General features: G+C 61.8%; 29 protein-coding genes. 5 read left to right on the top strand and 24 right to left on the bottom strand.

The genetic code is table 11. The features are described 5' to 3' along the window. A complete protein-coding gene (locus PM2_RS06650; RefSeq protein ID WP_016711968.1) occupies positions 1 to 861 on the bottom strand; it encodes an SH3 domain-containing protein in 861 nt (286 codons plus the stop codon). A 296-nt stretch (positions 862 to 1,157) separates the two neighbouring features. Here PM2_RS06650 and PM2_RS06645 point away from each other — a divergent pair, with 296 nt between their 5' ends. From PM2_RS06645 to PM2_RS06630, 5 genes are all read left to right on the top strand, one after another. Beyond that, on the top strand, positions 1,158 to 1,397 hold the full coding sequence (locus PM2_RS06645; protein WP_042131491.1) for a DUF3077 domain-containing protein: 240 nt from the start codon (positions 1,158 to 1,160) through the stop codon (positions 1,395 to 1,397). A gap of 642 nt (positions 1,398 to 2,039) precedes the next feature. Beyond that, positions 2,040 to 2,204 (top strand): hypothetical protein, encoded by a 165-nt coding sequence (locus PM2_RS30695; RefSeq protein WP_162181828.1) that lies wholly within the window; start codon positions 2,040 to 2,042, stop codon positions 2,202 to 2,204. Positions 2,205 to 2,227: 23 nt separating this feature from the next. Then, on the top strand, positions 2,228 to 2,731 hold the full coding sequence (locus tag PM2_RS06640; protein ID WP_080694051.1) for a type II toxin-antitoxin system death-on-curing family toxin: 504 nt from the start codon (positions 2,228 to 2,230) through the stop codon (positions 2,729 to 2,731). Positions 2,732 to 2,983: 252 nt separating this feature from the next. Further along, positions 2,984 to 3,349 carry a helix-turn-helix domain-containing protein gene (locus PM2_RS06635; RefSeq protein WP_232866913.1) on the top strand — a complete coding sequence of 122 codons (366 nt, stop codon included), beginning with the start codon at positions 2,984 to 2,986 and terminating at the stop codon, positions 3,347 to 3,349. 6 nt (positions 3,350 to 3,355) lie between these two features. Then, a complete protein-coding gene (locus PM2_RS06630) occupies positions 3,356 to 3,631 on the top strand; it encodes a hypothetical protein (RefSeq protein ID WP_028700251.1) in 276 nt (91 codons plus the stop codon). A gap of 59 nt (positions 3,632 to 3,690) precedes the next feature. On the opposite strand, the gene PM2_RS06625 is transcribed toward PM2_RS06630, so the two are convergent. The 23 genes from PM2_RS06625 to PM2_RS06515 all read right to left on the bottom strand — a co-directional run bounded on the left by PM2_RS06625 (position 3,691) and on the right by PM2_RS06515 (position 21,536). Next, positions 3,691 to 4,281 carry a hypothetical protein gene (locus PM2_RS06625; RefSeq protein ID WP_028700250.1) on the bottom strand — a complete coding sequence of 197 codons (591 nt, stop codon included), beginning with the start codon at positions 4,279 to 4,281 and terminating at the stop codon, positions 3,691 to 3,693. 65 nt (positions 4,282 to 4,346) lie between these two features. Beyond that, positions 4,347 to 5,141, bottom strand: a complete 795-nt coding sequence (locus tag PM2_RS06620; protein WP_028700249.1) for a DNA adenine methylase — start codon at positions 5,139 to 5,141, stop codon at positions 4,347 to 4,349. A 151-nt stretch (positions 5,142 to 5,292) separates the two neighbouring features. Then, positions 5,293 to 5,853 (bottom strand): lysis system spanin subunit, encoded by a 561-nt coding sequence (locus tag PM2_RS06615; protein ID WP_028700248.1) that lies wholly within the window; start codon positions 5,851 to 5,853, stop codon positions 5,293 to 5,295. Next, on the bottom strand, positions 5,850 to 6,401 hold the full coding sequence (locus PM2_RS06610; protein ID WP_028700247.1) for a glycoside hydrolase family 19 protein: 552 nt from the start codon (positions 6,399 to 6,401) through the stop codon (positions 5,850 to 5,852). The genes PM2_RS06615 and PM2_RS06610 overlap by 4 nt, the downstream gene beginning before the upstream one ends. 36 nt (positions 6,402 to 6,437) lie before the next feature. After that, positions 6,438 to 7,484: a phage late control D family protein gene (locus tag PM2_RS06605; protein WP_028700246.1), complete on the bottom strand. Its 1,047-nt coding sequence runs from the start codon at positions 7,482 to 7,484 to the stop codon at positions 6,438 to 6,440. 59 nt (positions 7,485 to 7,543) lie between these two features. Then, on the bottom strand, positions 7,544 to 7,753 hold the full coding sequence (locus PM2_RS06600) for a tail protein X (RefSeq protein WP_019098343.1): 210 nt from the start codon (positions 7,751 to 7,753) through the stop codon (positions 7,544 to 7,546). Then, complete coding sequence (locus PM2_RS06595; RefSeq protein WP_028700245.1) at positions 7,728 to 8,573, bottom strand: phage tail protein; 846 nt, start codon at positions 8,571 to 8,573, stop codon at positions 7,728 to 7,730. Before PM2_RS06595 ends, PM2_RS06600 begins: the two co-directional genes overlap by 26 nt. 9 nt (positions 8,574 to 8,582) lie before the next feature. Further along, a complete protein-coding gene (locus tag PM2_RS06590) occupies positions 8,583 to 11,975 on the bottom strand; it encodes a phage tail tape measure protein (protein ID WP_028700244.1) in 3,393 nt (1,130 codons plus the stop codon). 132 nt (positions 11,976 to 12,107) lie between these two features. Beyond that, positions 12,108 to 12,404, bottom strand: coding sequence for a phage tail assembly protein (locus PM2_RS06585; protein ID WP_028700243.1), 297 nt, complete (start codon positions 12,402 to 12,404; stop codon positions 12,108 to 12,110). Positions 12,405 to 12,452: 48 nt separating this feature from the next. After that, positions 12,453 to 12,962, bottom strand: a complete 510-nt coding sequence (locus PM2_RS06580) for a phage major tail tube protein (RefSeq protein WP_028700242.1) — start codon at positions 12,960 to 12,962, stop codon at positions 12,453 to 12,455. A gap of 12 nt (positions 12,963 to 12,974) precedes the next feature. After that, entirely contained in the window at positions 12,975 to 14,141 is a 1,167-nt protein-coding gene (locus PM2_RS06575) for a phage tail sheath subtilisin-like domain-containing protein (protein ID WP_028700241.1), read from the bottom strand. Positions 14,142 to 14,234: 93 nt separating this feature from the next. Beyond that, positions 14,235 to 14,690: a hypothetical protein gene (locus tag PM2_RS06570; RefSeq protein WP_028700240.1), complete on the bottom strand. Its 456-nt coding sequence runs from the start codon at positions 14,688 to 14,690 to the stop codon at positions 14,235 to 14,237. Between the two features lie 7 nt (positions 14,691 to 14,697). Further along, complete coding sequence (locus tag PM2_RS06565) at positions 14,698 to 15,429, bottom strand: hypothetical protein (protein WP_028700239.1); 732 nt, start codon at positions 15,427 to 15,429, stop codon at positions 14,698 to 14,700. Between the two features lie 2 nt (positions 15,430 to 15,431). Further along, positions 15,432 to 16,118: a phage tail-collar fiber domain-containing protein gene (locus PM2_RS06560; RefSeq protein WP_028700238.1), complete on the bottom strand. Its 687-nt coding sequence runs from the start codon at positions 16,116 to 16,118 to the stop codon at positions 15,432 to 15,434. Beyond that, complete coding sequence (locus PM2_RS06555) at positions 16,115 to 16,837, bottom strand: phage tail protein I (RefSeq protein WP_028700237.1); 723 nt, start codon at positions 16,835 to 16,837, stop codon at positions 16,115 to 16,117. Before PM2_RS06555 ends, PM2_RS06560 begins: the two co-directional genes overlap by 4 nt. Then, positions 16,834 to 17,814 carry a baseplate assembly protein gene (locus tag PM2_RS06550; protein WP_028700236.1) on the bottom strand — a complete coding sequence of 327 codons (981 nt, stop codon included), beginning with the start codon at positions 17,812 to 17,814 and terminating at the stop codon, positions 16,834 to 16,836. The genes PM2_RS06555 and PM2_RS06550 overlap by 4 nt, the downstream gene beginning before the upstream one ends. Continuing rightward, entirely contained in the window at positions 17,811 to 18,137 is a 327-nt protein-coding gene (locus tag PM2_RS06545; RefSeq protein ID WP_028700235.1) for a GPW/gp25 family protein, read from the bottom strand. Before PM2_RS06545 ends, PM2_RS06550 begins: the two co-directional genes overlap by 4 nt. 2 nt (positions 18,138 to 18,139) lie before the next feature. After that, a complete protein-coding gene (locus PM2_RS06540; protein ID WP_028700234.1) occupies positions 18,140 to 18,421 on the bottom strand; it encodes a hypothetical protein in 282 nt (93 codons plus the stop codon). Positions 18,422 to 18,463: 42 nt separating this feature from the next. Then, positions 18,464 to 19,045: a phage baseplate assembly protein V gene (locus PM2_RS06535; RefSeq protein ID WP_028700233.1), complete on the bottom strand. Its 582-nt coding sequence runs from the start codon at positions 19,043 to 19,045 to the stop codon at positions 18,464 to 18,466. Next, positions 19,042 to 19,572 (bottom strand): hypothetical protein, encoded by a 531-nt coding sequence (locus PM2_RS06530; RefSeq protein ID WP_028700232.1) that lies wholly within the window; start codon positions 19,570 to 19,572, stop codon positions 19,042 to 19,044. The genes PM2_RS06535 and PM2_RS06530 overlap by 4 nt, the downstream gene beginning before the upstream one ends. Next, positions 19,565 to 20,227, bottom strand: a complete 663-nt coding sequence (locus PM2_RS06525; protein ID WP_028700231.1) for a hypothetical protein — start codon at positions 20,225 to 20,227, stop codon at positions 19,565 to 19,567. The genes PM2_RS06530 and PM2_RS06525 overlap by 8 nt, the downstream gene beginning before the upstream one ends. Beyond that, on the bottom strand, positions 20,224 to 20,538 hold the full coding sequence (locus tag PM2_RS06520) for a head-tail joining protein (protein WP_028700230.1): 315 nt from the start codon (positions 20,536 to 20,538) through the stop codon (positions 20,224 to 20,226). The genes PM2_RS06525 and PM2_RS06520 overlap by 4 nt, the downstream gene beginning before the upstream one ends. Positions 20,539 to 20,540: 2 nt before the next feature. Beyond that, positions 20,541 to 21,536, bottom strand: a complete 996-nt coding sequence (locus PM2_RS06515; protein WP_028700229.1) for a major capsid protein — start codon at positions 21,534 to 21,536, stop codon at positions 20,541 to 20,543. Between the last annotated feature and the right edge of the window lie 47 nt (positions 21,537 to 21,583).

Here is a 21,583-nt window from a genome sequence, read left to right as displayed (position 1 = left end):
TCAGATCAGTTCCCAGGTGCCGTTGGCTTGTTTGCAGAAGGTGTTCTGCTCTTGCTCGGTCTTGCCGCTTTGCGACTTCAGGTTGACCGTGACCGGGCGGCAGGCCGCTTCGGCAGCGACGGTTTCGGTCGGCAGCGACTGCACCGAGTCCAGGTCGAAGCCTTGGGTTTCCTTGCTGGCGGCTACGTCCAGTTCGTCCAGGTTCACTGCCGGCGTTACGCGCTTGGCAACTGCCTGCGCCTTCGGTTCGACGTAGTTCTTGTGCACATAGCCAACAGTCACGCCCTTGCGGCCGACCAGGATCCAGTCACCCGTGGAGCCGACGGCGGTGAACTCGGTGTGGTTCTTCAGGCTGCCAACCTTTTCACCGTTCTGGTTAGGCGCCGCGCGCACGTTCAGGTTGTCGCTGATGGTCACATAGGGTTCGTTGATCAGCTTCATCGACGGCACTGCCTGGATCTTCGGCGCGCGCTTGACCTCAACCTTCTTGGTCTGGGTGTATTCCTTGCCCGGCACGATCTGCGCGGTAGCGCCCGAGTGGTCGGATGTCCAGGTCACTGGCTGGGCGCTGGCGGTGGTCTGCTGTTGGCTCAACACTTCCTGGGTGCGCAGCGCCAGGGCCTGCTGGTCCTTCTCATCCAGCATGTGGCCGATGCGGTTGCCCACGTAGGCACCGATGCCACCTGCAATCAGGGCCGCGGCGATCTTGCCGTTGCCGCTGCCCATGGTCGAGCCGATGGCCACACCGGCCAGGCCACCGATCACGGTGCCCGCTTGCTCTTTGCTGATCCCGAGCTGTGCACAGGCCGTGGTAGAGGCGATGGCAACCGCCAAGAGGGACGCGACGAATTTCTTACGCAAGTGGAGCACTCCATTTTCGGTGGGGCGCACAGCCGCATACCACAGCCAGGGCCTGGCGGCAGCATTCGACGTTGTGCGGGGATTTCAGAGAGGGTGCAGCACTGGCTGCAGACGACAATTCAGCCGTCCAGCGAAGGGCGTAGAGGGAGACCAGTACGGCGCGAAGCATCCAACGAATCCATGTCAGAAAAAGGTCATCGCCCAGCGCGTAATCATTACGGCGTTTGGTCTGGGCGTGAAAGGCGTATTAGAGGAGCGCATTGTAGCGCAAGGTGACATTAGCAGTTCAAGACAAAATGTTGCGAAAACTGCTCTACAACAGGCCTGCTTCGCAGGCTATCGCCGGCAAGCCAGCTCCCGGCATCCCCTGCCAGGACGCTCGCGAACAGGCATCCGAACCGATGGGCTACGTCCACGACCTGATCATCTCCGGCTTGATGGACTACGACCAGAAACTGATCTGGGCTTCGCGTTACCTCAGCGCGATGGCCAAGGCGCTGCTAGATGATGCTGAATTGGGGATGATGAAAAAATGAGCGGCGTTATGCCGATTCTCGATGGCCCAGAACGAAAAAGCCCCGCAGATCTAAATCTGCGGGGCTTCTCGATGTATGGCGGAGAGATAGGGATTTGAACCCGCCCGGATTGCGTACCAGGCCGCCTTAGGCCTGCAAACACTGCGTTCATCGAATCTGGGGCGGGCTGGTTACGGCCTGAGACGGCCTAGGATTTGCCCTAAATTTGCCCTAAAAGGTCCTGCATTCTCACGCTAGGGTTTCATGCTTGGAGCAATACCCCACAGGTGATATGATTTCGAAAAGCCAAGCGGTCCCCCGAACTGCGCCTGCGGAAAGAGCGTATTGGAGGTTGCCGTTTCGCTGTCCCCTAGGTACGCTGGCGCCTCATAGAGGCGCCAGCGTACCTAGGGGACAGCCTACAGACTCCTCAAATTGACCAGCGAGCCGCTCTATTTCGATGCTTTCGCTGCGTTTCTCCGCTTCATAGCAATCACGCTGCATCATCCATATTCATCATAAATGTTGAATGCGGCGCCCTACGTGGTTTACTCTACGATCATTGGCTGACACACGTGTCAACCTAAGCGGCAGATTTTCGCCGCTTTTCAGCCCTAACCGGCGAGCGGGTGTGCCTACGAGGCCCACCGAGGAGTAGTGATCATGAGCGCATTGAAGAAACCAACCCATTTCGTTGCCCCACCACGGGACAAGAAAGGAGTGCGCGCGCGCCCAACACGTGGCTTCCATGACGTGCAGGTGCAAAATGCCTTCGCTATTACCCTCATTGAGAACGAGAAGGCTTTCGCCGAACTCGCGAAGGTTTAATTTCATTCTTTGAAATCTGATCAATGCCTACTGATTGCGACGGTATTCATTTCCTACTTGTTGAAGACCTCATCGCAATCAATAGGTGGCTGATCGAGACTCAAACCCCCGATGAGCCCATTGGTGTTATCAAACCCAATGAGCTTGCCTCTGCTCAGCAAAAACCGGGAATGTACCGGTGGTACGAGCAAACAGAAGACCTCATCATTTTGGTGTCCGTATTGATTGCTGGGATTGCAGATAATCACTGCTTTGCCAACGCAAACAAGAGGACCGCTGCCGCTGCTGGCATGATGTTCTTTCTGTTGAATGGTTATCGCATTCAGGCGCCACCAGAGCATCTCGTTGATATTATCGTTAGCTATGTAGTAAAGACTGCCACACTAGAAGATCTCCAGAACTGGCTAGCCTATTATCTTGTTGAGTTCGATACTCGCATCTTGGACAGCGGTGAGTACTTTTCAGCGCTACAGGCTCAGTTCCCTGCCGCCAGCCTGCTTTACAAAACGACAGTACAACAGGACTGAGTGTGCAACCACAACCTGGCACTCCCTCTCGCTAGCGGCGCGAGCATCAAGTGCGCTGCAGGTGGTACGGTAAAAGGCGACCAAGCCCCGGAATATTGGGACTTGATCGCCTTTTTTTGCATTCTGGCTTCGACGTACGCATCAGCATAGTCGCCTATGGTTGCCACCTGTTTGTCCCAGTGACCTGCAAGCTTTTCTAACGCATTCGCATCACCTATACTGTTCGCATGTACAGTACCCAGAAGTGTAGCCATGACCTCTCATGTTCTTGATCGCCAACCGCTTCGCCTCAACTTGGACGAGGATCAGCTCGAAGCAATCGCGTGGCTCATGGATCACCTGCCACTCAGCTTTCGGGGTGCTCATTGTGCACCTGCGCGTGAGCTACTGGGCTGGAGCATCGCCGACCTCAGCTCAGCATCCAAGGTTACTCCTCAGTCCATCCAGCGGCTTGAGCATGGCATGCACCTCAAGGAAGTGAGTATGCAAGCACTGGCATTTGCGCTTGAAGCTGAAGGCCTGGTGTTTTTCCCAGGCCATCCGCCACTCAGGGGCATGAACTGCCGAGGATCAACGAAAGACCCCCGCAACCGCCGAGACTTTCACCTGCTCGAGTAACCAGCCATGACGCAGCGCTACCGATTTCCAAGCGGAGAACTGGTACCCGGCCTTGTGTTACCACCGGAGATCCAGCGACGCCTTCGCCTGCTCCTCGCATCGATCCAAGCTGCCAACAGCCCCGTAAACTGCTTGATTGCCCAAGCCTGCGCGCAGGGGGCCTGTCTTGGCTTGGACATGGGGCATGTTCTACTTCGTTCCGACATCGAGCGCGTGGAAATCCTGGTGGATAACATCGCCTGTCAGCGGCTGACCGAGCTTGCTGCCGATGCTCTGCCTTAACTCGTTAAACCTGAATCAAATCAAGTTTTCGTCAATGCAAGTTGAAAACACAAATCAACTCAATTACCCAAAGTGCTTTTCAGCGAATTATAATGCTCATCCATCTTATCCAAGTGATTCAAAGCATTTCTTTTCAGCACATTAAGAGCAATATCTGAAATTTTCCGACGCCGCTCATGGTCATCGCCCAGACTCTCAAGCGCTTTTAAAACTTCAGGCTGCATTGATGCTGGGCCAAGCAGTTTATCTGTCGCATCCCCCATAAACACAAGCTGATTGGCCAGCCCCAGTATTGCGAGCACCTGCTGCCCAGATGCAAGCTCATGCACCGGAACGCCTTGAAGGGCCCTAACCAAACCTGCTGTAACGTCCCTGTGGTACACATGATAAAGACTGATATTGCTTCCGGGATCATCATCAATATCGTTGATTGCTGCGCGAACTTTACTCGAATATTCTCGCACCGCCTCAGCAATAGAAAAGATGGTCTTCTGTTTGAGCAAGCCAGCATGTTCTACGGAAAGCCGCGATACTCGAATGGCAACAACTAACGCTATGATCGAACCTATCGCCTGCACCCAGGCCGGCATCCCATTACTGGAAATGACACTCCAAGCTGAACTCAAGAACTCCTGCCAATCGAAGTGCATTTACTTTCTCCACTCGCACCTAGAAACCCTGCGATCGAATTAACTCGATCACAGGTCATATTAAGTCAGAACAAACCACCAAGCGAGGCAGGCTGCCAGTTCATGATCACCAGCTCGCCGGTCACCTCCGCCTTACCCTGCCGCTGGTTCGTGTTCGTGTAGCGGATATCCAGGCACTCGAAGTGGAAGCCGTCAAAGGCGCGCCGAATGTCCGGGTGATCGTTGATGCTGACCATCACCTTGCCCTTGCACCGGCGCATAAAGTCGGCCATGCGCTCGTACTCCTCGAATGGGAAGTCCACGCCGTAGCCTGCGGTCTGCCAATACGGCGGGTCCATGTAGAAGAATGTGTGCGCTCGATCGTAGCGCTCGGCGCAAGCAAGCCAAGACAGGTTCTCGACGTATGTGCCGGCGAGTCGTTGCCACGCGGCGGATAGGTTCTCCTCGATACGCAACAAATTGATGGCCGGCCCTGTCGTCGCGGTACCGAACGTCTGCCCAGTCACCTTCCCACCGAAGGCGTGCTGCTGCAGGTAAAAGAATCGGGCCGCGCGCTGGATGTCAGTCAGCGTTTCGGGACGGGTCATCTTCTGCCACTCGAAGATCTGGCGAGAGCTGAGCGCCCACTTGAACTGGCGCACGAACTCCTCCAGATGGTTCTGCACAACTCGGTAAAGAGTGACCAGGTCACCATTGAGATCGTTCAGCACCTCCACCGGAGCTGGCTGGGGACGCATGAAGTACAACGCGGCTCCGCCGGCAAAGACTTCGACATAGCATTCATGAGGGGGGAAGAGAGGGATCAAGCGGTCGGCCAGGCGGCGTTTGCCACCCATCCAGGGGATGATTGGAGAGGTCATAGGTATGCAAGTCTTTACTGTATGGATAAACAGGTGTTAGGCTCGCCGCGCTTTGTGCACAAGGCAGAGGCCACGGCTGGACTTGCAGGAATGGTCTGCGGGTTCGGCGGGCCGGGCTGGATGTTGGCGCATCCCCCCGGCTCGCCTCTTTTCACTTGGTGACTTCGCGGACGTAGGCCTGGCAGGCCTGCAGCGCAATCAGTCCCCGGTCGCCTTCATCGGTGATGGCGACAATTCGTTGAGCATGCGCTCGGTCAAGTTGGGCGCGTACGGCGCCATGTACCACGCCTCCGGAGCCGGCGGCTTCTGGCATCCCACGGTCACAACCCTGGGCGGTAAGGGCTCCGGTGTCGACAAGGACTGACAGCCGCAAATCAGCGGTAGCAAGCCGGTCACGCAGACGAGCCTGAGCTTGTTGAGCATCGTTCATTTCCTTCCAGTGCGTGTTGTTCTGATCCTGCAGGCGAGCCTCCACGGCGCGGCGCGCATCCTGCTGCTCTGCCAGTTGGTTGAGCGCAGCCGCAGCAGCCTCCTCACGTTCACGGTCGTGCAGGCGATCCTTCTTCGCCAGCTGGTTGCGGTAGTCGTCAGCCTGTTCGGCGAGCTGCCTTCCATATGCGTTCGCCTGCCATACCCAGGCTGCCCGGGCGCCGATGGCACAAGCGAGCGCCAAGGCCGCGACGGCGATCAGGCGACTACCCCAGGCGGTCACTGCAGCACCTCAAGGGCTCGCTTGTAGATGGCCATGCGATCATCCAGGCCGTTTGTACCGCCGTTGACCCGCTTCGTGATGGCCAGCATGTCGCCCTTGTCGGCCAGGCTGTTAAGCCCCTCCTTCTGCCAGAACCAGCCGGCCGACATCGATGCATAGACTGGATGCTCGAGCAGCTCCGGTGTATTGAGCAGACGGCTGTCACCGAACAGAGCCTCGCTGCAGGCTTCGTAGTTGAAGCGGCCTGTTACCTGGATGAGGCCACGACCTCGAAAGAACTGGCCATCTCCATCTGCGACAGGCGTGTTGCCCAGACGCTGGGCCAGACGACCAGTGTCGTACTTCGACAGGTACCTGTCATTGCCGAGCTCACGCACGTACTGCAGCTGCCCCGACTCATGCCCTATCTGGGCGAGGAAGGCAGCCATACGCAGACGCGTGATGATGCCGAACTTACCCATCGTGGCGTTGAGGCCGGGAACAAAAACGCCGGCTTTCGGGCCGGCGTTCGGGTAGATCTTTTGTAGCTGTTGTACTGAGATAGCCATTCATTTCTCCAATTGCTGCCGCGTGCGGCTTTGGGATTACAACTGCTCAACCCTGAGCGGCTTGTCGTCGTCTTTCTTCTTTTTGCCCGATGCCTTGGCCTTGCCCTTCTTGCCGCCGTTGCACTCCACGGTGGTAGTCCAGCCGCTGGCGGTGAATACCTGCTCGACGCTGTCCACCAGGTACTCGCCATCCAGGCCGACCTTGAAGCCCTGGGCGTTGATCGTGCGTTCGGCAAACAGGTCAGTACGCCCGGCCATTTCCAGGCGCACACCGGCGGTGCTGCGGTTGAACGCCGCCAAGCGCGCCTTGGCGGCCTGCTCGGCAGCGGTCTTGTCGGGATAGATATGACGGTCGGTATGCACCGGGGGCAGGCCGTCGGGGGCCTCGTCGTTGTCCAGCTGGACCACCTGCAGGGCGCCGGTTTTCTTGTCCTGGTGCTGGGTCCGCACAGCCTTTTGCGCGCCTCGATCCCCGAGGCGGAATTGGTAGCGCTCGACCTCGGCTTTGCTGATGGATACGACCATCAGGGCCTTGCCGCTGATGCTTCTCCCGCCCTGTCGGGGCATGACCAGCAGCTTGCCCTCGGCCACCTTGGCGGTGCTGTCGTACTGCTTGGCCAGGCGCGTGACGAAGTTGAAGTCCGACTCGTTGCGCTGGTCGACGCGCTCGACCTTGGTGGTCACCGGGCACACCGGCTCCCAGCCGTTGCGCTTGGCCACGTCGTTGACGATCTGTGACAGCGGCACGTTTTCCCAGCTGCCGCTGCGCACGGTCTTGCCGCTGCCGCGCATGTCGCTGGCCTTGCCGCGAATGGTCATGGTGTCCGGCGGGCCGGACAGCTGCACCTCGTCGACGGTAAAGGCGCCCATGCGCTTGAGTGGCTGGCCCTCATAGCCCAGCAACACCTCCACCCGGCCGCCACGCCCAGGAAGCGCAACAGCCTGGTCGCGGTCGTCAATGCGCAGCTCGAACTCGTCCGATTCCATGCCCGGCTTGTCCGATATCCGCAACAGCAACAGGCGGTCATTGATCAGCGCGGTAATGTCCTTGCCATCCGCGACGATACGGTATGTCGGTTTCATGCTTGCTCCAGAAATGAAAAACCCCGCACAGGGCGGGGCTCGTTACGCTTAACGCGGGGTTATCGGTCGAACAGCTGCAGCAGCTCCACCGCCGGCGCCGACAGGTCGGGCAACTGGATCAGCAGGCCAGCGCGGTACGGCTGCACCTCCCTGGCCAAGTCCGGGTTGGCCTCCAGCACCGCCTCGACGGTGCCATTGAGATGCCCGTAATGGTGCTGGCAGATCACATCCAACAAATCCCCGCTAGACGTTCTGCAGATCGTTGCCATAGCTCACAAACTCCAGGGTGAACCCTTGTTTCCGGGGGATGCCACCCGCCAGCAGGTGGCCCTGTTCTTCCTCCACGCTCACCAGGCACCAGTCACCCAGTACCTCGCCGTAGCCCGTGACCAGCTTCAGCGCCTGCAGGTTGCGGCCGATGCTGCGCAGTACGGTCAGCTGCTTAATGCCGCCCTTGTGGTGCGGGAAGATCGCGCCCTTGAGCGTCATCTTTTCCTCACCCAGGCCAACGGCTTGCTGCGCGACACTGCGGCGCAAGCGTTCCTGGCCGGCCCAGCGGAACGACGCCTGCCGGCGCAGCTCGTCAAAGGGCGCAGTGTCCAGGTTGAAGTAATACGGCTGCAGCTTGGCATCGTGCGGCTGGATGATCAGCAGGTGGGGAAACGGCGCGACCGCCTCGGGCAGTGGCGTAGCCGAGCCCAGCAGCCCGCCCGAAGGTAGGATGTTGGCCAGCGACGGGCTAACCAGTCCCGCCACCCGCTTGGCCTCGGCCGTGACCTTGGCCGCCATCGTCTTGAACGTGCCCAGGCGCTCCTGTACTTGGGCGGCGCCGGTGACGGCACGGCTATACATCGAAGCCACTTGCCCCACCTGGGACTGGGCCACGTTGATACTTCGCACGATGCGCCCCAGCTTTTCCCCGGCCTCGGGTCCTACAAACGGGATGCTCTCCAGTTCGGATGCCGCGCCGGTAATGCTGCCGACCGCGCCATTGAGCGGTGACAGCATACCGTCCACGCCCTTGCGCCCAGCCTCCCCAGCTGCAACCAGCCCGGACAGGGATGATTCCAGCTGCTCCATGTAGGGCATAACCCCTCCTTAAACGTGTGGTTGGTCGTACAGCTGGATCGATGCAATGCGCGCCTGCACCTCACGAGCCCACTCATCGAACTTCCGACGCAATGGCGCCTCAATTTCGCGCACCACCTGATCGGGCTCTTTGACATCACCATGCACCGTGATGGGCATGTGCGGTGCGAAGGTAAACGTCATGTCTACCTTCGGCGCAGGCGACTTCACCGAGGTAGCCGTGGCCGGCTTGGCTGGCTCTGGTAGCCGAGGTGCCGGCGGCTTCGCCCTGGCTACCAGGTCACGCACGACATCGCCCAGCCCGTCCGGCCGAGGTGCCGGCTGGGGGGCAGCTTGAGTGGGTACGCCCTGGGCGACCTTGGGCGCAGGTGCGACCAGCACCAAGGGCGCCACCGGCGCCACCCTGGCCATTGGCTCGCGCGGTGCCGACATGACCACCGGCTTGACCAGCAGCGGCGCCGGGGCCGGGATGCTGGGCTTGGGCTGGCTGCGCAGAGCATCGCCCAAGGCAGGCGTTGCCGGGGCCGGCAGTGGTGCCGCGACTGGCTCCCGGTTGTCGACAACCACTGGTGCGGCCGATGTTGCCTTGGGCGCGGTCACGCGGACTGCAGGCGCAGCTGCAGGTGGCACCACCACCGGCGCGGCCGCCGTCGGAACAGGCTTGGCCTGGACACGTACGGCATCACCCAGGGTAGGCGTCGCCGGCGGTGGCTTAGCGGGTTCCCGGTTGTCGACAACCACAGGCACGGCCGGCGATGCCTTGGGCGCTGTCACGTGCACTGCAGGCGCTGCTGCAGGTGGCACCTCTACCGGTGCGGCAGCTGGCGGAACAGGCTTGGCCTGGGCACGCACGGCATCGCCTAAGGCGGGCGCCGCCGGCGCCGGCGATGGCGCGACGACCGGATCCCGGCTGTCAATCACCACAGGCGCGGTCGGCGTTGCCTTGGGCACTGTCACGAGTGCTGCAGGCGCTGGTGCAGGTGGCACCACAACCGGTGCGGTCGCCGGCGGAAGAGGCTTAACCTGATCACGCTCCGCAGCATCCAACCCGGGGGCAACCTCCCTGTTCTCCCTTTCGCCTTGCTCATCACCAAACCAACGCTTGCCGAGCCAGCCGCCGAACGACTCGCCACCCATACCGCCCAACACAGCACCAACAGCGCCGCCAACAGCCGTCCCGATAACGGGTACCACCGAACCGATGGCAGCACCTGCAGCTGCTCCCGCAAGCGTGCCTGCCAGGCTACCAGCGGCTCCACCGTAGCCTTCGGCCTTTTCGTCCTTGGTCGTCGCATTGAGTGCCACATCGATCGCCGCGGCGCCCGCATCCACGACATTGCCGCCGGGTAAACGCCTTGCGAGGCGTGCAACTCCTCGAACCGAGCGAGCGACTTTTCCCAGCTCGTTGCTTTCAGCCAACACGGTCGCGGCCACCGGCAGCCTCGATGATTTAGCGGCAGGTACCGGAGGCAGGTCGGCCTTTACAGCCGGCCGAGCTGGCTCGCCTTTCTTCGCTCGACGGCGTTCGCGACGACGACTTCTGCGACTCCCCCTGGCAGGCGCGGCAGGGTCGTTATTGGCGACAGCGCCACCGAACTTGCCGAAGGCATCGGCATTAACCACAAACACGCGCTGCGGGTCGTTACCGCCCACTACTGGATCATTGGCCGGTTCGGCACCTGTCGAGCGAGATGCAAACACCTTACCCAATACACCCAGACCAGCGTCCACCACCTTGCTGCCAGTTTTAGGCAAGTTTGTGACCGCATTGTCTTCACGAAAGGCACGCCCCAGCCGACGGCCGCGCGCGATATTGAGCACACCCCGCCCGATCTTGAACGCACTGGACGCTGTCTTGAACGCCAGAATGGCCGCCACAATGCCGCCAATGCCCGTCACGACCGCCGGGAACCCGTCCGACAGCCTGGTGATGCCTTGGGCTACTGCAGTAAGCCCTTTGGCCGCCATGTCAGTGGCCGGGCGGATGGCATCGCCAATGCTGCGCATTGCATCGTCAGCCGCCTGTACCGTCTCTGCCCATTGCTGGGCCGAGGTTTCGCGGCGCTCGGCCAGGTTCTTGTCGAGGATGCCGCCGACCTTCTGCGCGTTGGCAGAGTTGGCCTTCAGCTCCTGATACAGGCCCCGATTCTGCCCGTAGGCGGTCAGCGCCGCCTTGACCTGCATGTCGGCAAAGATATCGCCGGTACGCAGGGTCTTCTCCAAGGCGTCCAGTGCTGCCCTGGCCTTCTCCGGGTCGACCTCCTTGTCGATCTGCGCCTTGGCCGCCTCGATCTTCTTGGCCTTGTCCGGGTCAGTCTTTTCAACGTACTTCATGGCCAGGGCCATGGACGCCTCAATGACATTCATCCCCTTCTGCAGGCCGGTATTCAGCGAAGCCTGATAATCGATGCCAGCGTCTTTGTAGGCCTTGACCACGTCGCCGGAACCGATTTTCTCCATCCAGTTCTTGAGGTTGTTGGCAGCCTCATCAGAACCACCGGCGGTCTTCATCTGTACCTGCAGCATGGAGCCCAGCGACGTCACCGCATCCAGCCCGGTGATGCCGCTCTTCTCCATACCGGCCAGCAGTTGTGGGAACCACCGGGCCATATCGCTGGCCTCGAAGCTACCCGCCTGACCCTGGTAGGCGATGGCCTCCAGCGCCTGCTGCATGACCTTCGGGTCGCTGATCTTGGCATTCTGCTCGAGCGCCTGGATCATTGACGCCGTGTCGACGCCCGAGGCGCCTTGCCCGACGGCGAACTTGGCCGCCACCGGCGCATAGGCCAGCGCTTTATCCAGCTCCATGCCGGCGCCGACCAACTGGTTGACCAGGGCGGCCACGTCGTTGCGCGCCATCCCGGTGTCAGCGGCCGCGCCGATCACCGTCCGGGTTAGCTGCTGTTCCTGGGGCTTGTTGACGATGTCAGCCTTGATCGCAATGTCGCGGATGATCGCCTGGTAATTCGCGCTGATCATCGTCGGCGCAGCGACAGCGGCCGTGGCGGCCACTGCCTTCCCTACGTTCGACTTGAGCGATTCCTTGCCCGCCTGCAACTGCTGGTGGCCCTTCATCTGCAGACCGGCGGCACGAGCTTCGCGGCCAAGGCGCTCATACTCCCGCTTAAGGCGCCCGACTTCGACGCCCTGGTTGCGCAGCGCCTCAAGGTTGCCGTTCAGCTTGCGCAACAGTTTGTCGGCGCCGGCGGCACCACTGTCGTGGGCGCGCTTCCACTCCTCCCGCAGCTTGATGGTTTCGCCAATCGTGCTTTTCAGCACCTTGGCCCTGTTGCCCTTGGCCTCCAACCTCTGGATGCCGTTTTCAACCGTTTTGAATGCGGCGCCTACCGATGAGGCGACCGTGCCGCCGATCACCAGCGCTAACGCTAGTTTGTTCGCCACCGGAGCCCCCTATGCAAAGCTCAATCTGTAAGCCACCAGACCACGTCGGCATAGGACATGGTCATGATTTCCTCGGCCGAGAAATTCAGCTCGGCCGCCAGTCGCTTGGCGGCGGCCTTCATGCTTTCGGGATTACAGTTCGTCCTCGCGCACCAGAAAGGTGTAACCGGTCGAGACACGGTTGTAATCCTTGTAGGTCAGGCCCTCCAGGTCCTTGACACTGACCTCGGCCAGGGAGGCGAACAGGTTCAGCTCGCGTTGCTCGTCGTCGCCATCCGAGGTCTGGCTGGACATGCGCATATCGCGCACGGTCGGCGCGCGCAGGGTGATGGTGTCCACCTTGATGCCATTCATCTCGGTTGGCTTGGTCAGGGTGACGGTGACATTTTCAGCGGTCAGCTTGAGGTATTTCGGTGCTGGCTTGCTCATGACTCGGTGTCCTTGAATCAGAAATGAATGCGGAAGGGTTGCAGGGGACTACAGGCCGAGGTCGCGGCGCTGGCTGGCCAGCTGGTCGACACCGTTGATGACGCGCTTCATCGCCACTGGATCGATCTCATAGATGACCTCACCACCGACCTCGAGCTTGTAATAGGTCAACGCCACGGAGTGCTTGAACTCAGCCTTGTCGCCCGGCTTCCAGTCCCCCATATCCAGCTCCTTCAGGGTGCCGCGCTGAGTGACGATCACCGCTTTGGTCTCGCCCCGCTGGCCCTTGAACGAACCCCGGAACGTCCCGTTGAACGCGTTGCCGTCAGCCAGGCCGAAGAATTTCAGGGATTCTTTGCGCACGCCGGTGGTGGTGAAGTTGGACTCCATCTTGTCCATGCCCACATCCATCTCAATCGGCATATCCATGCCACCGGGCCGGTGCTCCTCCATTTTCAGCGTGAGCTTGGGCAGGGTCAGGCTGGGAACATCGCCTTGGAAGCTGACGCCATCCACGAACAGGTTCATGTTGGCCAGAATCTCGGGAATCATTGCCATGTGATGCGCTCCTTACGCGACTTGATCGAGGACTTCGGTCAGCCATTGATTGGTGACCTCGATGCGGAAGTTGGGGTTTTCGGCCGGCGGAACGTCGGTGAAACGGATGTTCCAGTACACCTTGCCCTGCTCCAGCTGGCTGGCCGTGTTGAGCACCGGGTCGGCGTAGACCTCGAAGTTGATGATTGCGCCCTGGGCTTTCAGGTCGCGCATGAAGGCCTGCAGGCCCTCGGTCACATCGCGGATATAGGTCGAGGTAATACCCCGGTCCACCGCCCACTTGTGCCCGTACAGGATCGCGTCCATCACCATGTCCATGGTTCGCACGCGGGTGACGAATGCCCACTTCGGATCGCTCGACAGCGTGCGGTTACCCCACAGGCGGAAACCGTCGTCACGGATGATGGTCGCGATATTGGCGTTGTTGAGCAGGTTGGCCCGGCACGTCTCGTCGCCGTCCAGGTACTCGATGGCGCGCGTGGTGCCGGTGATACCGACAAACTCCTTGTTCGATGGCGACGACCAGAAACCGTACTCGCTGTCGGTGTAAGCAAACACGCCTGCAGCCCAGGCCGAAGCCGGCGCGTCGACGGTCGCGTTGGTGGCGGTGTCCCACACCTGCACACCCGGATCGACCATGTAAATGCGCTTGGAGCCGAACGACTTGGCGTAGGTGGTGGCCGCCTCGTCGGTGGTATTGGGGCCGTCGATGATCGCCACCGCGCGCAGCTTGGCCGCAATCGAATCCATAGCGGTGGCCACCGCCAGGGTCGCGCTGTGCTTGGGCGCGACGATCAGGCGCGGTTGGGCGTTGAAACGGCTCTTGCCGTCCAGCAGCGCCTGCAGGCCGGTACGCTTGCCGCTGGCCTGCACCCCGCCAATGATCGCGGAAGTCTGCGCGGCCGCGTCGGCCACCTTGGCCACACCCGAAGCAACGATGACCGCCTTGGAACGCGCAAAGATGGCCTGGCAGGCCTTGGTGATGGCGGCAGTGGCGCCGAATGCCGCGACGGCCTCCCGCTCGTTGGTGAGCAACACCAGGTCGCCGACCTTGGCCGTGACGTTCGCGCCCTCGGTGAAAGTGTCGACCAGGCCAATGATCGAGGAAGACGGCAGCGCGACGTTGCGCGCGCCGGTGTCGACGTTCGTTACGGTAACGCCGTGAAAGAATCCAGCCATGGGATAGCTCCAAAAGAAAGGGCCGCACGCGGCGGCCCAACAGAAACGGAAACGCCCCGAAAACGGGGCGCTCAAGGGAATGCGGCTAGCGGGTCAGGCGGCGCCCGGCACGCTCGCGCGGATGGCGTTGATCGCCTCGTCGGCGTAGGTTTCAGCCTGCGCATGGGTAGTCGCCTTGAGCACCTCGACCTTGCCTTTGAGGCGGGCTGCACGGATTGCGCAAACAGCCGTGTGCCACGCCTGCGCCTCCTGCAGGATCGACTCGGCCGCCTCCATGGGCTCGACGCCCTGGGCATCGACCACGGCCTGTACGGTCAATGGAACCTCACCGTCGTAACCCACCAGCTTGAAAGCCTTCGCCTCGCTCTCGGCAAGCTGGTTCTCGATGGCGCGCAGCGGATCACCCAGCACCGCTGCCAGCGCCTGGTCGGCCGCCTTCTCGATTTGCTGCTGGGCCACCAGCAGCGCCGCGCCAATGGGCAACGCCTCGAAGTCGAAGCCGTTGTAGTTGGTCTCGCCGTAAACTACGTTCAGAAAGGTCTTTTGCATGATCGCCTCACAGGCTCGACAGGTTGGTAATGATGTGGCCCAAATCTTTGGACAGGGTGCCCGCCGCGATACCCACAAACAGGGAGCCATTGAGTGCTGAAGGCACCGCCGTGCCGGTCATTGACAGCGCAATGAGCGCCGAGCCTGGCCCGATCAACTTGCCCCGGAAAGTGCCGCGCAGCTCAAGCGTGCAGTTGTACATGCGCACCTGCATAAGGATCGGGGCCGACGATCCGCTGGCAAAAGCGAGCGCATAGTAGGCGCTCAAATCACCGGCGCTCGAGGCCGGAAGACTGACCGTCACGTTAAGCAGCTGCAGGGTCGAGCCGTTCGACAACCAGAAAGACCCCATGCGAGTCAGCTGGTCACTGCCCTCCGGCATGAACTCATTGCAAATCAGCTTTCGGCCTGACCCAGCCACAGCTGCAATGACCAGCTGACGACCTGATGTAGTGATGCTCTTATCCAGGACATAGTCTCTGGCCAGCCACGCTGTAACCCGCCCACCGTCCGGGGTGGCATCGACGGCCCGCTGCAAGGTCTTGAATGGGCTGGCCTCGGTACCGATAGCGCTGTCGTCGCCCAACTGCGGGTCCACCCAGTAGGCGCGAACAATCGAAGGCGCTGCCGCGACCGCTGCAGACACGGCAGCGTCAATCGCGGCTTTTTTGCCGTTGAAGTAGTCCACCATTTTGTTGTTTGCCGCGACCAACGCGGCGATTTCAGTTTCAAGGCTCATGGTTAGGATCCGTACAAGTGTTGAACAACGGTGTATTGAAGGGCCATCAGGCCGGTGGCATTGGCAACCGTCGCGCTCAGCAGGCTGTCGCGCGTTTCGGTGGCGGCTTTCTCGGCGGCACTCATGCGCTCCAGCAGGCCGATGATCTGGTCCTCTGCAACCCTTTGCCGACGCTCCAAACTGATCAGGCGGTCTTGCTGCTCCAGGTTGCGAAGCTGCTCGGCAATCGCCGCCGAGGCCAGCGCAGCCAGTGGCTCCGCCAGCGTCAGGTTGAGGCCGGCGGCCGTGCTGGTGATGGTCACGCTGTCCGCCGGCAGCGCCGCCAGTGACAGGTCGTAGGCCAGCAGCAGGTCGATGTTGGCGGCCTTGTAGGCCAGCGCCTCGGTCAGGTGCGACCAGACCGCCAACAGGGTGCCGTCGCTGAGGAAAATCCCGACCTCGCGCACCCAGTACGCTGCCGTGCCATCGGCGACAGCGGTCAGGTGCAACAGCGTGCTACTCAGCTTCTCGCCGCTGGAAATCGGGAAGCGCGCCACCTCGTTGCGCAGGGTCTTCTGCTCGGCGCTCGGGGTGTAGGCCACACTGCCCAGGGCGATATGGCTGATCTCGGCCGAGAGGCCGGTTGTCGTAGCCTTGAGGATCGCCGCCAGGCCGGCCTTGGTGATGACAGGTTGCAAGCCTGTACTCATAGAACAGCCTCCATGTAGCCCCGCACGACCGTGCGCACCTGCGCCGCATTGGCCACCAGCGGGGCACCTTCTGCTTGAATAGGAACGCCCTGCACCTCGGCAAACCGCCGGGATACGCTGGACGCGTTGAGGGCATTGGCAAACAGCACCGTCTGCGCCATGGGACCGAACGGCACCGCCTGGGCATCCATAGAGCGGTGCTGCACGGCCCGCGCCTGAAAGGCGTTGCCCAGCACCAGGCCACCGTCGAAGCGGGCACCCAGCCGAAACTCGTAGTGGCTGCGCTCGTTCTTCGCCGCGTCAACCAGGGCACGCAAACGCGCGCCCAGCTCGGGCGAGATAATCGAACCCTCGCCCGCCCGGTTGTCATTGGCCCAGGCCGTGACCTGGAAGGTGTACGGCGCGGCGTTTGGGATCTGGTGCCACTCCTTGAACTCCGCATTGACTCGCACCGCCTTGAGCACCCGCCGGATTGCGCCGACGGTGCCCTTGGTCTTGTGAACAGGAATCGCCTCGCGGCTCAGCGCGCGGCGCTGGTCATCGGTGTAAGCGGCCTCCCAGCCGTCGACCTTGAGCGCCCAGCCCAGCCAAGGCAGGAAGTTGGGCGGGCAGCGTGCCGAGTCGGCCACACCCCGGATGATGTCCGGGTCCACACCCATCTCGCCGGCACGTTCCAGCGCGCACTCCAGCAGCGTGGCGTTGTGCGGTAACAGGCTCATGTGACCACCTTGGTGGTCAAGGCAATGGACGTGGCGCGCGGATAATGCCGCTTGTCACACACCACCCCCTCCACCGGCTTGACCAGGTCGACACGGCTGATTCCCGTTACGTGTAACGCCGCGTAGGCAGCCGATACAGGCAACTGCCCCTCCAGCCGACGCGCGGTGGCAATGGCCTTGTCCAGGCTGGCCCTGGCTGCAGCAAGGACAACGTCAGGGTCTGGCCCGTCCTCCACCCACAGCACCGCCTCCACCTGGAAGTCGCTAGGGATGCCGCCCTGCACGCGCGGCCGATCCGTCACCGGGCGCACATCCTCGGCCGACAGCGCTTTGATGACGGTGGCCACCAGTTGCGCCTCGGGCACGGTGCTTGCCGGTCGGGCCAGAACCGCCAGCGACACATCGCCAGGCAGCGGATTGGCCAAGCCGGCGTCGTAGTCACAGACCACGACAATGGCCCCGGCCGGCAGCTGCGCCTTAACCGCGGCGGGCACCGCAACTCCGGAAAACCGGGGCGAATCGACCGAAACGTGCACCAGTTCGGCCGACGAACTCAGCGCGTGATACTCGTATGCCCCGCTACTGCCGGCGACAGACAGCGCCTCCAGCGACAGGCGCGTGCGGTAGCGAAGCGCCTCGTCGGTTTCCATCACCGCTGCCACTGGCGGCACCGCGTCGGGGTCAGCCGCACGAATGGTCAGGCGCTGCACACCGTAGTCGGCCGCGCGATTGTCGAGGTCGGCGCCCTTGGCATAGGCCAGCAAGCTGGCCTTGGCCGCCGCGTTGACACGGGCGCGCACCATAAGCTCACGGTAGGCCATGACCTCCATCAGCTTGACCACCGGATCGGATTCCAACAGCGCGGTCCACTGGTCGCCCATATGGGCGCGGAAAATACCAAGGACCTCCTGATACAGCGTCTCGAACGCCAGGGTTTCCACCACGTCGGGAGGAGGCAGTAAAGACAGGTCAATCATGCGCTCACCTCAACTACGGCCGAGCTACCCAGGTACTGGCCCGTCAGCAACAGGCCGATTTGGCCATCCAGCACCGAAACGACCTTGACCCGCTCCAACTGCAGGCGCGGTTCCCAGCGCCCCAGGGCGCGGGCGACCTCGGCCTGCACGGCGCTTTTCCAGCCCTCGTTAACCGGCAAGTCGACAAAGCGGCGCAGGTTGCAGCCGTATTCCGGCCGCATGCGGCGACTACCCAAGGGCGTGGTCAGGATGTCCTCAATCGACTGTTTCAGATGATTGAGGCCGGTGGATTTCTGGCCGCTCCTGCGGTCCAGGCCAATCATGCTTAGCCGTCCAGCTGCTGCAGGTCGGCATGGCCACGCAGGAACGCCAGCGCCTCGGCGTCGTCGGCCTGGACGGTCACGCGGCCGGCCTGCACCTTTAACTCGCGCAGGTCATCACCGGCTTGCAGGAACAGCGAGCGCGAGGTGAAAACACGGTCGGTGAAGGTCACGCCGGTCGGCTCAGCGGCTGCAACGACGGTGTCGGTGCCGTCGGCACCAGGTACAACTGCGGATTCGGCCGCATCCGTTGCCGCGTCAGTCTCGGCGGTTTTCTTGACTGCCATATGTGATGCTCCAGAAAAGACAAAGCCCGCGAATGCGGGCTGTCAGTGCTTGTGGTTCGCCGTGTTACCGGCGGTGTCGATGATTTTGCCGAGGCCGAGGATGTCGCCCGTTACGCGTAACGGCCCGACAATCTCCACGCTACCCTCCAGGGTGATGGCCGGCGCCTTGGCCTTGATCGCGGCCGACTCGGCGTTGATCGCCGCGTCGGTGATAACCGCCTTGCTGCTGCCGACCTCAATGTTGACCGTACCGCTGGGCAGCTTGATGGTGTAGCTATTGGCCGCCCAGTCGTAGACCAGGGAGCCGCCATCCTCAAACCGCCACGTCTCGACATGATCGCGATTGTCCGGCGGCGGGCCGGCGTTGCCGTACAGCCCAGGAACGAACGTCCCTTGCGCAGGCTCGCCGCTCGGGCTTACCAGCACGCCTTGCTCGCCCAGGCTCGGCGCTCGCCAGTGGCGCGCCTTGCCAGCGGCTTGGGCATGCCAGCGCACCCAGGCGCTCGTCCAGGCGCCGCCGTCGGATACCCGCACCTTGGCGATAACCAGGTCGACCGCCACGACGTAACAAGGAATCACCAGACCGGCCAGCATGCGATCCATTTGCGCCGCCGCGTAACTCATGCCAGCGCCTCCGGCTCCCGATACTGGCCCTCGTTGCCGGGGCCACTGTCCGGGTCGAAGGCGAACTTCACTGGGCCAGGCTCTCGGGGCCATGGCCACTCTTCTTCGCCCAGGTAGATGATCTGAGTCCATTCGACGACCCAAACCGCGAAGCTATCCAGCTCAGGACGGCTCCAGTCCCGCTCCGCCCGCACAAACTCAGCAAACTCAACCAGAAGGCCCCAGGACTGCATGCGCAAAAGCACCGCCAACTGCGCCGCAACGAATGCTGCGACATGCAAGCAGTTGGGCTCCTCCTGCCCGACGATGACCCGCGCCTCGAAACGTGCCTCGACTGCCACCTCGCCCGTGCCAGGATCCTTGTCGGCGTCCCCAAACCCAACCAGCTCAAGCACCACCGCTGGTGGGGTGACCACTTCGATACCCTCCGGCATGGTCCCGACATAAGCCAGGCCGGGGATCGCCTCCTTGATGTGTTCCTCAATAGCGGTGTACACCGCACCGAGGGGAATCGGCCCGTCATCCATTGCCTGTCCTCCGTAGGTATTTCTGCAGCTCGAAGTTCAGCTCCTGCTCCATCACCACCAGCAGCCGTTCATGCGCTCGATTGGTCCAGGCCTCGAAATGCGGCCGGACTTCCTCCAGCGAGATCTTGGCCTTGGCCAGGGGGAAGCGACTGTCGTTCTCGGCAACCCACCCTGTCCGGCGCCCTCCCCGACCTGAAACTTCACTATCGGGGTAGTCCTTTGCATCGAAGTGCTTGCTGGCCGTGCGGATCCAGATATCCGGGTTACCGCCATAAACCCGCTTGAAGAAAGCGCCCTTGTAGCGACGACCAGCAACCGACACGCCCGTACGGGACTGCCGGGGCCGGCCTGCTCGGCTGGCTTCAATGGGGTTGATGCCAAACCACAGCCGCCCCTGGCCATTGCTGGACACAGGGAAAGCTTTAAGGCGCTGCCTCACCGCAGCGATGGCGATCCGCTCCTGCCGGCCCACATCGCGAGCGATATGCGTGCGTAGCCAGCGAAGCACCTTGTTCACCGCCCTTCGCTGAGCCGACGCCACCGCCTTGGGTACCAGCTTCGCGAAGTCCTTGAAGCCCTTCACGTCCTGCGGGTCGGCCCGCAACGAGATCAACCCGCTGCTGGCCGACTGCTTGTGGTAGCTGCCCACACTCATAACGATTTCCTCAGAATGAGCGTCACCAGTCCGTCGCCACCCGGCTCGATGCTAGTGATGAGGTAATTGCCGCCCCCATCCTCCAGCGGCACATCGAAGAACACCTTGTGCTTCACTTCGATGCCGACGTTGTCCTGTACACGGATGACCAGGTGGGGCTCACGCAACGCGGTCCTTATCTGGCCGACCTTGGGCTGCAGCCAAGGGGCTGAGAACATCCCCAACACCTCACGCCCCTCGATGAGCACGGTGTCGCCCAGGATCTCGAAGACCGTGGCGTCAACGTCGGTTATCAGGTCCCGGAAAGCCATGGTCAGAGCTTCAAGCGGAGAATGGCGCGAGGCCGGGTCACCAGGTGCAGCGGGTTGGACTGGGCCTCACCGGCCACGCCCTTCTTGAACGGCATCATTTCCAACTGGCTGTAGTACGGCAGGCCCTCGGTGTTGACTGTGTCCATGTAGTCAGCCGGCGCGAAGCGGGTGATGCACAGGCCTGGCACACCTTCTGGAACCAGCCGCGCCTCATCGTCCGCGACAAAGGCGATTCCGCCAACCTTGCCCCGGTAGCGTTCCCAGGTGATGCCGCCGAACTCGAAAGTTTCGCGACCGTCAGCTCGCAACGCCGCAGCGTACTGGGTGCCCTCGTAGGTTTTCGCGACGCTCTTGTGCCCGATAAGCGCTCGCCAGAAGTTCTTCCCGCAGAAGGCCCGAGCGCCGCTGGTGGTGGCGGCGCCCAAGGCTTCCTCCTGGGCATCCAGCGCATCCACGCATTTCACCCGGACGTTGGTGTCCGGGTTGGTTAGCTCCATCGGGATCTCGATGGGTTCAAGATCGAAGCGGGCATAGATATTGAGCAACACTGTCTTGCCGTCCGCATCCAGCACGTGACCGTTGAGCGCGCCCATGCGATGGAATTCATGCGTGGCATCCAGTTGCCGCCGAGCCTTCGCCAGACGCTTGTTGACCACGTCCTGGACCGCCTGCAGCTCAGTTTGCTCACCGAATGCGCGGATGCCCTGGATCTCGTCCGCCTTGATGGCGAAGCGCTCGGGCAGGTGAACGGTGTTGAATGGCAGCAGGATCCGCTTGCTACCGTTGACCACCAGCCCTGAAGTACCCCGCTCGCCCGCTGGCACCAAGGCCAGAGTGTCGCCGTCCTTCTCGACCTGGACGGTCACCGTGGTCACGCCCTCTTCCTCGAACAGCCCCAGTTCAGCCAGGCGCCCTGGCACGAATGGCTGCTCGTTGATCGCCGCAGTGAGCGCGGGAACCGAGAAAGCGTTGTCTTCAAAAATATCGATGTCAGCCATGAAGGCCCTCCAGAAATGCAAAACCCCGCACTAGGCGGGGCTGTAAA

Source organism: Pseudomonas monteilii NBRC 103158 = DSM 14164, assembly GCF_000730605.1.
Taxonomy (GTDB): Bacteria; Pseudomonadota; Gammaproteobacteria; order Pseudomonadales; family Pseudomonadaceae; genus Aquipseudomonas; species Aquipseudomonas monteilii.
This window is presented reverse-complemented; position numbering and strand designations above follow the sequence as displayed.